Consider the following 12,300-nt stretch of genomic DNA (forward strand, 5'->3'; position numbering starts at 1 on the left):
CCTGGAACGGCAAATATGGGTAAACTAACTAAAGCTGACAAGACTTATTCCAATTTAATACAAGGCAGGAGTTAATTAACCAATGGCAGCCTATTTTTCCATTATTCTGGTGCTGGTGACCTTGGTCAGTGGCCTTATCTGGGCGCTCGATGCCTTTGTGTTGGCCCCCAAGCGTCAGGCTAAACTGGCTTTGGCCCAAGCGCAAAATGGCACCTTGACCGATGAAGTCACTGAAAAAATCATCCAGGAGCCAGGTTATGTGGAAACCTCCAAGTCCATTTTCCCTGTGATAGCCTTTGTGCTAATCCTGAGATCTTTTTTGTATGAACCGTTTCAGATCCCTTCCGGCTCCATGATGCCAACCCTGCTGGTGGGTGACTTCATTCTGGTGGAAAAATTCAGCTATGGCCTGAAAGATCCTGTATGGCGTAGCAAGCTGGTGGAAACCGGCGAGCCGGAGCGCGGCGACATCATAGTATTTAAATACCCTAAAGATGAGCGAGTCGATTACATCAAGCGGGTTATCGGTTTGCCAGGTGATAAGATCATCTATCGCAACAAGGAGCTCTATATTCAGGAAGCCTGTAAAGAGCAACAACCTTGTCCAGGACCTAAACTGGTATTGAGAGCACCGGTCAATAAAGGCGAGTTTCAGGATGATGGCGTGGATCTGCTGCGTTTTCGCGAGCAACTGGGTGAGGTGACTCACGATATTCTGATCAACCCGGCCCGTCCTGAGCCATCGGCTTTCTATTACCGTGAGCCAGGCTTTGCTCAAGGCGAGTTTGTCGTACCTGAAGGTCACTACTTTGCCATGGGCGATAACCGCGACAACAGTACCGACAGCCGTTTCTGGGGCTTTGTACCCGAAGCGAATCTGGTAGGTAAGGCTGTGGCAATTTGGATAAGTTTTGAGTTTGAGCGCCAGCCTCAGGATTGGTTACCTACTTGGGTGCCAAGCGGTGTGCGTTTTGAACGTGTAGGTGGTTTGAAGTGAGAGAACCTGTGAAGAATTTTGCCCGTCTGTGTCGTACTCTGGGGTATGAATTCAATAACATGGCACTGCTGGAGCAGGCCATGACTCACAGAAGTGCGGCCAACAAGCATAACGAGCGGTTGGAGTTTCTCGGAGACTCTATCCTGTCGATAGTGATTTCCGATGCCTTGTATCATCAGTTCCCCAGGGCGACCGAAGGCGATCTCAGCCGGATGCGTGCGACCTTGGTGCGGGGTGATACCCTGGCGATAATTGCCAAAGAGTTTAAGCTGGGTGATTATCTGACTCTGGGCCCGGGCGAGCTCAAGAGCGGTGGTTTTCGCCGCGAATCCATTCTCGCCGATGCGGTGGAGGCCATCATAGGTGCCATCTACCTGGACTCGGATCTGGAAACCTGTCGACCATTGCTCTTGGGCTGGTACCAGCAGCGACTGAAGGCGATTCAGCCCGGGGTCAGTCAAAAAGATGCCAAGACCCAGCTGCAGGAGTACCTGCAGGGCTATAAGAAACCTCTGCCTGAGTATACAGTGGTGGCGGTTTCCGGCGAGGCGCACGATCAGACCTTTACCGTCGAATGCCGTATCGAAGAGCTGGATCAAGCCGTATCCGGCACCGGCAGTTCACGCAGAAAAGCCGAGCAGCAAGCCGCTGCTGGGATATTGGAGCTACTGAAAAAATGAGTAAGACCCCAGAGGTACCGGCCCAGGAGCCGAGCCTGGATGAATTGTTGGCCAATATGAGCCAACCGTCACCGACACCCGCCTATGATGTTACCTACTGCGGTATGGTGGCCATAGTCGGTCGCCCCAATGTCGGCAAGTCCACCTTGCTCAACCGTTTGCTCGGCCAAAAGGTGAGTATCACCTCCCGTAAGCCGCAAACCACCCGCCACAGGATCATGGGGATCCACACCGAAGGCCCATCACAGATAGTCTTTATCGACACCCCCGGATTGCACATAGAGGAAAAGCGCGCCATCAACCGTTTGATGAACCGCGCCGCCGCCAGTTCGCTGGCCGATGTCTGCATGGTGATCTTTGTGGTCGATGGTCTCAACTGGACCGCCGATGACGAAATGGTGCTCAATAAGCTGCGTCATGGCGGCAATGAGCGCAAGACAGTGCTGGCGGTGAACAAGGTCGACTATATCAAGGATAAAGAGACGCTGTTTCCGCACCTGGAAGCCCTGGGACAGAAGTATGCCTTCGATGAAATTGTGCCTATCTCTGCCAAGTCGGGTACCAACGTTGGCCGCTTGATGTCGCTGGCGAAAGAGTCACTGCCCGAGAGCGTGCACTATTTCCCGGAAGATTATATTACCGACCGTTCACAACGCTTTATGGCTTCTGAAATCGTCCGTGAAAAACTGATGCGTTTTCTCGGTGATGAACTGCCTTATGATGCCACGGTGGAAATCGAGCAGTTCAAGATGATGGAGAATGGCGTCTATCAGATCAATGCGCTTATTCTGGTTGAACGCGACGGCCAGAAACGCATGGTGATCGGCAAGAAGGGCGAGCGGATCCGCACTATCGCCACTGAGGCCCGCAAGGACATGGAGCAGTTATTTGATAACAAAGTGTTCCTGGAAGTCTGGGTCAAGGTGAAGTCGGGTTGGGCCGATGATGAACGTGCCCTTCGCAGCCTGGGTTACGGCGAAGACTGAGGCCGACTATGCTGCGAGGCTATGTGCTGCACGCCCGGCCCTATCGGGAATCCAGCATGTTGTTGAACCTGCTGGTGGATGGCCTTGGTCGGGTCGACGCCGTTGCCAGAGTCGGCAGTGGCAAACGCTCGATAAAGAGCATAGTGCAGCCGTTTCAGCCGTTGCTGTTCCAACTGAGTGGCCGCAGCGACCTCAGAACCCTGACTCAAATTGAAAGTGCGTCCCCGGCAGTGCCCCTGACCGGGGACGCTTTATATGCGGCCATGTACCTCAATGAACTCTTGGTGCGGGTACTGGGCAACCACCAGAGTGGCGAAGCGCTGTTTTTCAGTTATCATCAGAGCCTGCTGGCGCTGGCCAAGGGCTTTGAGCAGACAACACTGCGCTATTTCGAGCTCAAACTCTTATCCGAGCTTGGCTGCATGCCCTCATTGGTGAAGGATGCTGATGGCGCCGATATCCAAGCCGATGGCTGCTACAGATTCATTCCCGAACAGGGGTTCACCCCCTTTATTGGTGATGCAAGGCGGCAAGAGGCGCTACCGGGAAGCACTCTGTTGGCATTGGCTGAAAATCGCCTTCAGCAAGAGGATTGGCAAGCCGCCAAAGTCTTGACCCGGCAATTGCTCCGGCCTCTGCTCGGCGATAAGCCACTGCTCAGCAGGCAGTTGTTTGCCCGCCGGGGGGGAAATTTGCCAAGGGAGCCACAGCCGCCCAGCCGAGGGGAGAAATGAGCTCTTCAGCCCGCTTTTTTCAAATGCTGCCGTTACAATGGGCAGAGAATAGAAACTGCTTTTATACCGCCGAACAGGCTGGTGCATTACAGGAATTATCAAGGAGTTAAAGATGAATCGAATCTTGTTAGGGGTGAACATAGATCATATCGCCACCTTGCGACAGGTGCGTGGCACCCATTACCCGGATCCTGTGCATGCAGCGGCCGTGGCCGAGCACGCCGGCGCCGAAGGGATCACTATCCATCTGCGTGAAGACAGACGCCACATAGTGGATCGCGATGTCTATCTGCTGGCCAAGACGCTCAAGACCCGGATGAATCTGGAGATGGCGGTCACCGAAGAGATGCTGGATATCGCCTGTGAGGTTAAGCCTGCCTATGTTTGTCTGGTGCCGGAAAAACGCGAGGAGCTTACTACAGAGGGCGGCTTGGACGTTGCCGGTCAGCAGCCGAAAATTGCCGCGGCGGTCAAACGTCTGACCGAGCAGGGCATTAAAGTATCACTCTTTATCGATGCCAACCGCGAGCAGATAGATGCCGCCGTAGCCGTGGGGGCGCCCGTGATAGAAATTCATACCGGCCGCTACGCCGACGCCCACAGCGCCGAAGAGGAGAGCGAGGAGTTAGCCCGTATCACGGAAATGGCGACCTATGCTCATGGCAAGGGCCTGGTGGTCAACGCAGGGCACGGGCTGCACTATCACAATGTGAAGCCGATAGCGGCCATCCCCGAGCTGCATGAGCTGAATATCGGCCACGCCATCATAGCCAGGGCGGCGATAGACGGCCTGGACAAGGCGGTCAGAGATATGAAGCAACTCATGTTGGAAGGTCGCAGAGGCGAGTAATGGCTGTGCTGGGACTGGGAACCGACATAGTGGAAATCGCCCGCATTGAGGCTCAGTTGGAGCGGGGCGGAGATAGGCTGGCCAAACGGGTGCTGACCGAGGCCGAATATGTCCGCTTTCAGACGCTGAGCGAACCGGCGCGATTTCTGGCCAAGCGCTTTGCGGCCAAGGAAGCGGCTGCCAAGGCGCTGGGAACCGGAATCGGCCGCGGAGTCTCGTTTCAGCATATTCATATCAGCAACAATGCCGATGGTGCGCCCTTGCTTGAATTCAGTGATGGCGCGTGCCAACGCCTGGAAACACTGGGCGCCAAGCGGGCACTACTGTCCATTGCCGATGAACGTCACTATGCGGTGGCGACGGTTGTTCTGAGCGACTGAGCTTCAGTCGGAACAGTAAGCTCAGTTTGATAAGTCGAACAATTCATGCTAACTGCATACTCGCTCAATTGATGGTAACTGAGGCCAGAGGTAGGTTGTTAACCTGCCTCTGGCCTTTTTGCATCAAGATTGGCTTATTATCAGTCCAGCGATTTCAGCGGCCGATAATGGCTCAGGCTGGATGGCAGGGCTATGCCCTGGCTTCGCAGCTGGTTGACCCGGTTTTGATAGGCGGCGCCTACGAGCAGTTGCAGTGCCAAGTCCACGGCGCGGCGCTGACGGTAATCATCCAGATAGCTATCCTTGGCCCAGGCGTTGAAGGCGCCCAGTGCCGGCCCGGCCCAGATCTGGTAATCCATCTCCCGACCGCTTTCCCCTGTATTGGACCAGCGGCTCGATAGCCCCAGATACCAGCGGAAAATGAGCGCCATCTTGCGCTTTGGATTGCCCTCTGCGCGGCGAATTTGTTCGGGATCCCGCGCCATAAAGTGGGCAACCGTGCCTTGCCAGATTTCATCCAGATTGGCGCGAAACACCTGAGTTTCCAGTTTTTGGCGCTCATCGGCCGGAATGGCCTCTATCGAGTCGTAGCGGCTGTAGATTTCGTAAAGCTTATTGGCTCGCATGGGGAATAGGGTGCCGCGTTTTACCACTTGCAGCTTGACGCCCATCTCAAACATATCCGCGGCCGGCGCCATGGTGACATCGGCCATTTCCACGGTCGCCAATAGCTTACGGCTGTGCTCGCTGGCGCCGGCTTCGATACAGGCCTGATTGATAGAGCCGGTAACGATAAAGGCGGCGCCCATATTGAAGGCCGCCAAAGCCGCATCCGGCGTGCCTATGCCGCCACCCGCTCCAACCCGGATAGGTTCTTGGTAGGCGTATTTTTCCTGCATTTGATCCCGCAAGGCGATAATGGTGGGCAGCAGGGTAACCAGAGGACGATTGTCGGTATGGCCGCCGGAGTCGGCCTCGGCGGTAATGTCGTCGGCCATGGGCACCTGCCTGGCAAGTTCGGCCTGCAGTTCAGTGATCCATCCCTGACTCAGCAGTTGCTGGAGGATTTTCTCCGGCGGCGGCGCCATAAAGTGGGCGGCAACTTCGGTGCGGCTCACCTTGGCTATCACCTTGTTGGCGATTAGGGTGTTGCCGTCACTGTCCCTGCTCAGTCCGGCCACCCGATATCTTACTATGTGAGGGGTCAGCGCCAGGAAGGCCGAGGCTTCGACCGTACGCACCCGGTGTTTGAGGTAGAGCTCGACCGCACCTTGTTCGAGTGCCGGTTCGCTGGGGCTGTGGATCAGGTTAAAGGCGTAGGGGCCGCTTGGCAGCGCCGCCTGAATTCGGCCGATGGCGGCTTCCACTCGGGCGGGCACCAGACCGGCGGCGCCGAATGAGCAGAGTATGCCGGCCTTGCCGAGGGCAATCACCAGCTCTTCGGAGGCGATACCGTTGGCCATGGCACCGGCATAATAGGCGTACTTGACTTTGTGGCAGGCGGCAAAGGCCGGATCGCCGAGCGCTGCTGCGCTGAGTGGCGGCACCATGGCGCAAACCGGCAGTGTATTGCCGCTAGCACTCGTCTCGGCAAGCTGCGCCTGATTGGCAAACAGGATTTCACCCTTGGTTTGTCTGGCGACAAACAGCGGCTTATTCAGCGCCTTGATTGCGTTGCTGGCACAGTTATCTGTGGCCGCAAAGACATCATCACTATTTGGGTTCAGGGCCCAGGGCCAATTGAAGCTTGTCATCTTGTTGCTCTCATTATCTGTTCGGTTGTTTTTGCCTGAGGGCTCAGGCTTCTTCAATGGCCAGAGCCAGATCTGTTATTTCATAAATTCGCAGGCCATCTTTGGCGAGCCAGGCATCGGCTGTCAGTGTGACTCTGTCCGGCGTATCGTCTATGGCTGTGATATGCAGCTCCAGCGACATCTGCCGGTTCAGGGGATTGATCTGACCGCGGTATTTCCACTGCACCTGACTCAGGCAATGGGCGAATCTAGGGTTACTGAATTGGCTCCCAAGCCCGGCGTCCAGGGCAAAGGCACTCAGGAGTTCCAGCATGGCTTCCACTCCGAGCGAGCCTGGCATTACAGGGTCCTGATGGAAATGGAAGCGGAAGAACCAGTCAGCGGCATCGATTTTGCGCTCGCCATAGATGTAGCCTAAGCCGGAATGGCCGCCTTGGCGGCAGATGCGGATAGAATCGACAAAGTTGAGTCGACCGCCCGGCAGGCGCAGGTGTTTTTGATCCCAAGAGCCATGATAGAGAGCGCAATCGGCGGCGCGAAGATCATAGCTCACATCGGCCTCAAGCCCTTGCTGTTTATCCCAGGGCTCGGTCACCTTGCCGTTATCCAGCCCCAACTGGTTTTTCAGCGCCTCGGCCTTGAAGTAACCAAATACTGCTTCGCCTTCATAGAAGGGTTCACCATCGGCGCTGAGCACAAAGCTGAAGCTCTGGATGATGTTGGTGCCCGCCTTGACAGTGCTCAGCAGACGTGAGTCGTTGCTGATGGTCTTGCCACGCAGGTCAAGCCGGCGCAGCAGTGTGCCTTTACCGTCGAGGTTACGGAAGAAAAGCTCTGTGTCGCCATAGCCCAGGGTGGTGCCCATATAGCCGGAAATAAAACCATTGGGCTGCAGCGCTATCTCCATCAAAATCGAGTAGGGCATATGCGCCGGGTGGCTGTTTTCACTGAAGTACCAAGCCTTAGGTGGCACTTCATATTCGCCGATACAGGAGGCCGGAGACTTGAAGTCGCCACGCTTGCCAATCACCTGTGTCACCCTTGTGGTGAGCTGCAGATCGCCGCAGGGGGTGCGCGGTGGGATAAGTCCGCGGTAGGCGGCAAAGTCGGGGCCGAAGCAGTTCTCAATATCGCCGGTGGCAAATTCAAACATATGCCAGGGAGTAAAGGGCGCAGTATCGGGTCTGCGATTCGGGTAGTCCGGCGTTACAGGTGCCGGAACATGCCTGACCGGGAGCACGCTGGGAATGGGCTGAGAGTCCGGGCAGCTTTCATGGCTCATCAAGGGAGCATTGATGGATGCCTGGCGCCCGGCGTTCAGCGCCTCGTTAGCATCACTTGCCGAGACGGCAGGGTGTTGCGGCTTTCCGCTGTTCTCCTGGTCACTCACAGCACTGTCATCGGCGTACCTGTGGCAATCTTCATCTTCTTTGAGCATGACGCCAAGATTCTGGAAGTCCACCACCGCCTTGCCGTCGAGCAAGATCTCAATATTGGCCTTGGCCCAGGGGCTGGGGGTCAGTCCTATTTCGGTGACTTCCATCCGATAGGTGAGACGATTGGATTGCGGCTGTACCTGTCCGCGGCAACGTACCTTCTGCGGCGCACTTTCCAGTGGTTGGAAACGGCCATTGCGGGTGTGTTTGTGCAGGCCAAGATAGAGCATATAGAACTGCAGCAACTGACCGCAGCCCTCGGCCATCAAGGAACCGGCCATCACCTGATCGTCCTTGAAATGACAGGGGAAATACCAGTGATCCGGCTCCAGTTGCTTGTGCCCTTCAACCAGACCCAGGCCCCAGGCGCCGCCGCTTGGTTCGACTCTGCTGACCTCTTCGATCATCAGGAACTTTTCCGAGGCAAAACACAGCGAGGCTTGGCGGTAACCCAAGTCATGAGATGGGCCAAAGCAGGCGCCGATATCGCCGCTCAGCAGTTGCCTCATTCGCTGGTAATCAAATATCTGTTGTTTACAGTGGATCAAGGGCTGGAATTGGCGCTTGTTCGCCATCGCCAGGTTGCGGGCCTTGATCTCCTCTTCGGTGCGGATGACTCCCTTGCCATCGGCCAGCTCGGCATCGGTGAAGAAACCGGCGCAGCCGTTGTCCATCTTGAGGATCAGACGTTCGCCGACAAAACACTCGTAGGAGAAGAAAAACAGCAGGGTATCGCCGTTGCGGGCAAAGTGATTGATGGAGATGTCGTATCTCAGGGTATCACCGCCACGGGGCAGATCGCCGAGGAAGGTGAGGGTACAGTCGAGCAAACGGTAGACCCGCTCGCCCTTGTTCTCCAGATCTATGCCGAGATAGCTTATCAGCATCAAGTCACACTGGCCCGACTCCACGGCCACCGCCCAGGGGATCTGGCCATCGACCAGATAGGGGGCGTCCACGGGAATATCATACTCTGTGGTCATGGTGCTCGGCTTGTATTCGCCAAGACGGGCATTGAGTTTAGTCACCCTGGAGACCAGCAGGTAATCTGTGGTGGGCAGTCGCACCCGGCGGCGGTAGCTGTCGATCACGGCATACTCAGGGCCGAATACCGGCGCTATGTCGCCCTCGGCGTATTGCACCAGATCCTGATAATTCCAGATGCAGGGTTTGTCCTTGGGCACTTGGGATGTCGCTTTGGGGGGAATGGTTTTGGCAACAGCTTCTGCAGCCGTTTGAACCGAGTCCTTGGGCGTGCGCGCTGGTAAAGGCGCTACTGAGGCGGAGCTCTGATCTGCCGAGTGCTTGTCTTCTGAACCGATATTTTCAGCGCTTAAGCGGTTTTCGGCCGCAGTCCCGGCGCCCAAGAGGGCGCTGGCCAGTGCCAGTCCGGTTTCACGGCTCTTGAGGAAGGCCAGGTGCGCTTCACGTGCCAGCCGTTGATTATCTGCCAGTGCCTGCAGGTGCGCTTCGGTAGCGGCTTTATGGGGAGCGGCCGCAATTTTATCGCCGGGCATGGATTGTCTGAGAGCTGATGGGGCGTGCTGATTGTTCACCGGAGTGAGCTCCTTAGTCAGTTCACTGTTAACTTGTTGGCTGCTGGTGTGCATTGCAGGCGCTGCCTGGGCTTGAGTGTTCTTTGCCTGGGCAAGCTTTTGGCGAATGCCGGTCTCGTGTTTAAGCTCGGCGGTGGCGATATGCTGCTCTATGGCGTCACCGCCAAGGGTGATGGTTTGCCACAGCTGGCGGACATTTGCGCCGGCTATCTTTTGACTGGGCTTTTCACTGGCCCCTTGACTATTCTCTTGACGGTTCTTTTTATTCTGCGTGCGGAGCGCCTGTTGCAGACGCGCCTTTTGCTCCGCCGACTGTTGCAAAGTAACCGCGGCGCAGCGGCGCTCGCCATCTATCAGCAGGGTGTGGAAATCTTTATCCCTATCCTGGGTCAGGCGCAGCAGCGAGTGCAGCAAACTGGCCATCCCGGCGGCGGCAAAGCTGTGCCCCATACGCGAGACGGCGCTGTGGCTGGTGGCCGCGAGACGACGAAAGGCCTTGAAGCTGGGGCTGTGTTCATCTACCTCAGGCTGTGCGTCCCGGCAAAATGCTTGCTCCCTTGAGTCTGCCGTAGAGAGAGGCTCTTTAGCTGTTAATTCCACTGATGAAAACGGCTTGAAACTCAGCTCTGTCAGGGCGCCGTAGCGGCCGCTTTGATGCGCAACTGACGGCGTCAGCACCAAGGCACCGGCGCCTTCACCCGGTAACAGTCCAAGTTGCTGCAGGCGCTTGCCCGAGTGCAATACCCGCTCGGCGCTGCCGGCGAGATCCACAGCGGCCACTACTACGGCGTCCAACGCCTCGGTGCGGCAGAGATTGGCGGCGACTTCCAACGCCCGGGGGACCGACAGCTCGGCGGCCGAAATACTGAAAGCCGGGCCGTTGAAATCCCATTGGGAGGCGACCCGGGAGGCCATGATGTTGCCTATATAGCTGGTGTATTGATTGAGGCTGGCGCTGGGCAGTACGCTGTCCATCGCCAAACGCTCGAGTTCGAGATACTCATCTTGGCTTAAGTTGATGCCGGCATCGTTAAGGCTCTGGCTAATCTGGCTGTGCAGATTAACTCGGCCGCGGAACTGATGCAGCTCAAGCTCGGTTTCCATGGCGACCAATACAGCCACCCGGCCACCCATGGGCAGATTGGCATCGCGAATCGCATCATCGGCCACCTTGAGCAGCAGTAATTGCTGCGCCACCAGTCTATCTCCCGGATGGGGCGGCAGGCGGAATTTGAGAAAATCCAGTTCAAACTTGTCTATGTAGCCGCCATTGGGAGCCTGTTCAAGCCCCATGCTGGAGAGCAAGGAGCGGTTTCGCTCCAGGCCTTTCCAGCGTTTGGGTGGCAGGGCTCTGGTGGCCGTTTGCCCTTTGGCTATCAGCTTGGCAAGCACCTCGAGTGAGTCGGCGGCGCCGAAATGCGCGGCGGCGCCCTCAATCGCCAGGCCGTCAGCGCCTTGGTGTGCAGCCGCTCCCGGCGAAGGTTTGGCCGGAATGAGCTCTTTGGCAGCATCGGGTCCTGTGAGCAGCAAGTGGGCGTTACAGCCTCCGAATCCGAACACAGACACCCCGGCAACCGGGCCTGTATTGTCCGCTTTGGTCGGCCAGGGGATGGCGCTGCGCATTATATTGTGCTCGCCAAACACGCCGTTGGGCGAGCTCAGCGGCGCCGATATTCTCACCGAGGCAGGTAACAGCTTGTGTTTCATCGACAGCAGCAACTTGATGATGCCTGCCATACCGGCAGCGGTCAGCAAGTGGCTGAGGTTGGACTTGACCGAGCCGATTTTAGGCGCGGCGCTGCCTTCCAGGCGTGGGCCGAAAAACTGCTCCATGGAGCTGAGTTCCACCTTGTCACCCAGAGGCGTGCCCGTGGCGTGGCACTCAATCACCTCCACCTGGGATGGCGCGATATTTGCCGCCTCGGATGCCCGTTCAAACGCCAGTACCTGGCCCTTGCTGGCGGGGCTTAAGACAAACTGGCCGCGACCATCGTTGGAAAGCCCTGTGCCTCTGATTATGCCGTGAATGGTATCGCCATCCCTTTGGGCATCGCTCAGGCGCTTGAGCACCAATACGCCGCAGCCTTCACCGGCAAACAGGCCGCCGGAATGGTTATCCAGCGGGGCGCTTTGGCCCGACTCGGGGAAGGCCTGGAAAATGGAAAAGCCCATATGGATAAAGAAGGGATCGGCACCGCTGACGGCACCGGCCAACATCACATCGGCGCTGTGGTTACTGAGATAGTCGCAGGCCAGGCGCAATGCATAGACTGAGCTGGCGCAGGCGGCATCCAGGCTTAGGCTTGGGCCGCCAAGGCCCAGGCAATCGCACAGCAGTTCAGAGCCCTGGGCGGCGATATCCGTATCCCAATGGCGAATGCTTGCATCTGCCGCCGTTTCCGCATCTATGGCTGACGCCAATGGCGGCATGCCGGGGAAACGGCGTCGCAGCGCCGTATCGACACTGTGATGATACAGCGGCAAAAAGGCCTTGTTGGAAGCTCGGGTAGGGAACGAAAGCGTGCCTATCACGGCGCCGCAGCGCGCTAAGTCGGAAGCGTTTTGTGCAGGGGTTAGCCCGGCGCTTTGCAGGGCCTTGCGGGCGCAATCGAGAGCCCACAACAGGTGCTGATCCCAGATTTGGGCACCCGTTGCCATTTCATCCGCTGATCTGGCATAGCCCTCGGGCGAGAAGTTTAGCTGGCGAATATAACCGCCCTTATCACAATAGAAACGGTCGCTCTGGCCTTTTGCGCCTTGATAATCGCTGACACTGGCGCCCAATTGGCTGTCATTCAGGGAGCTGATGGCATCCCGGCCTTCGCTGAGCAGTTGCCAGAAGGCGTCCAGATCCTCACAGCCCGGGAAGCGGGCGGCCATGCCAACTATGGCAATGGGCTCGGCTTGTTTACTTGTCACTCTGTTCT

The 12,300-nt window shown here is 57.1% G+C and carries 7 protein-coding genes and 1 pseudogene; 6 read left to right on the forward strand and 2 right to left on the reverse strand.

Annotation, left to right across the window (positions count from 1 at the left end; all coding sequences use genetic code 11):
- Window positions 1-82 precede the first annotated feature (82 nt).
- The 6 genes from lepB to acpS all read left to right on the forward strand — a co-directional run bounded on the left by lepB (window position 83) and on the right by acpS (window position 4,627).
- The gene (gene lepB / locus CX651_RS03300; RefSeq protein ID WP_025887849.1) at window positions 83-997 is read left to right on the forward strand and encodes a signal peptidase I; all 915 of its coding nucleotides are present in this window, start codon (window positions 83-85) and stop codon (window positions 995-997) included.
- Entirely contained in the window at window positions 994-1,677 is a 684-nt protein-coding gene (gene rnc / locus CX651_RS03305) for a ribonuclease III (RefSeq protein WP_101053495.1), read from the forward strand. The genes lepB and rnc overlap by 4 nt, the downstream gene beginning before the upstream one ends.
- Complete coding sequence (gene era, locus CX651_RS03310; RefSeq protein WP_101053497.1) at window positions 1,674-2,663, forward strand: GTPase Era; 990 nt, start codon at window positions 1,674-1,676, stop codon at window positions 2,661-2,663. Before rnc ends, era begins: the two co-directional genes overlap by 4 nt.
- Window positions 2,664-2,671: 8 nt before the next feature.
- A complete protein-coding gene (gene recO / locus CX651_RS03315; RefSeq protein WP_101053499.1) occupies window positions 2,672-3,397 on the forward strand; it encodes a DNA repair protein RecO in 726 nt (241 codons plus the stop codon).
- Window positions 3,398-3,509: 112 nt separating this feature from the next.
- Window positions 3,510-4,247 carry a pyridoxine 5'-phosphate synthase gene (gene pdxJ, locus CX651_RS03320; RefSeq protein ID WP_101053501.1) on the forward strand — a complete coding sequence of 246 codons (738 nt, stop codon included), beginning with the start codon at window positions 3,510-3,512 and terminating at the stop codon, window positions 4,245-4,247.
- Window positions 4,247-4,627, forward strand: coding sequence for a holo-ACP synthase (gene acpS / locus CX651_RS03325; RefSeq protein WP_101053503.1), 381 nt, complete (start codon window positions 4,247-4,249; stop codon window positions 4,625-4,627). The genes pdxJ and acpS overlap by 1 nt, the downstream gene beginning before the upstream one ends.
- A gap of 140 nt (window positions 4,628-4,767) precedes the next feature.
- On the opposite strand, the pseudogene CX651_RS03330 reads toward acpS, so the two are convergent.
- Both CX651_RS03330 and CX651_RS03335 read right to left on the reverse strand, forming a co-directional pair.
- A pseudogene (locus CX651_RS03330) lies at window positions 4,768-6,198 on the reverse strand (PfaD family polyunsaturated fatty acid/polyketide biosynthesis protein); the annotation flags it as partial.
- Between the two features lie 226 nt (window positions 6,199-6,424).
- Window positions 6,425-12,292 carry a hotdog fold thioesterase gene (locus CX651_RS03335; protein WP_268249204.1) on the reverse strand — a complete coding sequence of 1,956 codons (5,868 nt, stop codon included), beginning with the start codon at window positions 12,290-12,292 and terminating at the stop codon, window positions 6,425-6,427.
- Window positions 12,293-12,300 lie beyond the last annotated feature (8 nt).

This window comes from Shewanella chilikensis, assembly GCF_002836945.1.
GTDB classification, from domain to species: Bacteria; Pseudomonadota; Gammaproteobacteria; order Enterobacterales; family Shewanellaceae; genus Shewanella; species Shewanella chilikensis.

Excerpts from the sequence above, each read along its gene's own strand:
- acpS (WP_101053503.1), top strand. The coding sequence starts at position 4,247 with ATGGCTGTGCTGGGACTGGGAACCGACATAGTGGAAATCGCCCGCATT.
- lepB (WP_025887849.1), top strand. The coding sequence starts at position 83 with ATGGCAGCCTATTTTTCCATTATTCTGGTGCTGGTGACCTTGGTCAGT.
- pdxJ (WP_101053501.1), top strand. The coding sequence starts at position 3,510 with ATGAATCGAATCTTGTTAGGGGTGAACATAGATCATATCGCCACCTTG.
- era (WP_101053497.1), top strand. The coding sequence starts at position 1,674 with ATGAGTAAGACCCCAGAGGTACCGGCCCAGGAGCCGAGCCTGGATGAA.
- recO (WP_101053499.1), top strand. The coding sequence starts at position 2,672 with ATGCTGCGAGGCTATGTGCTGCACGCCCGGCCCTATCGGGAATCCAGC.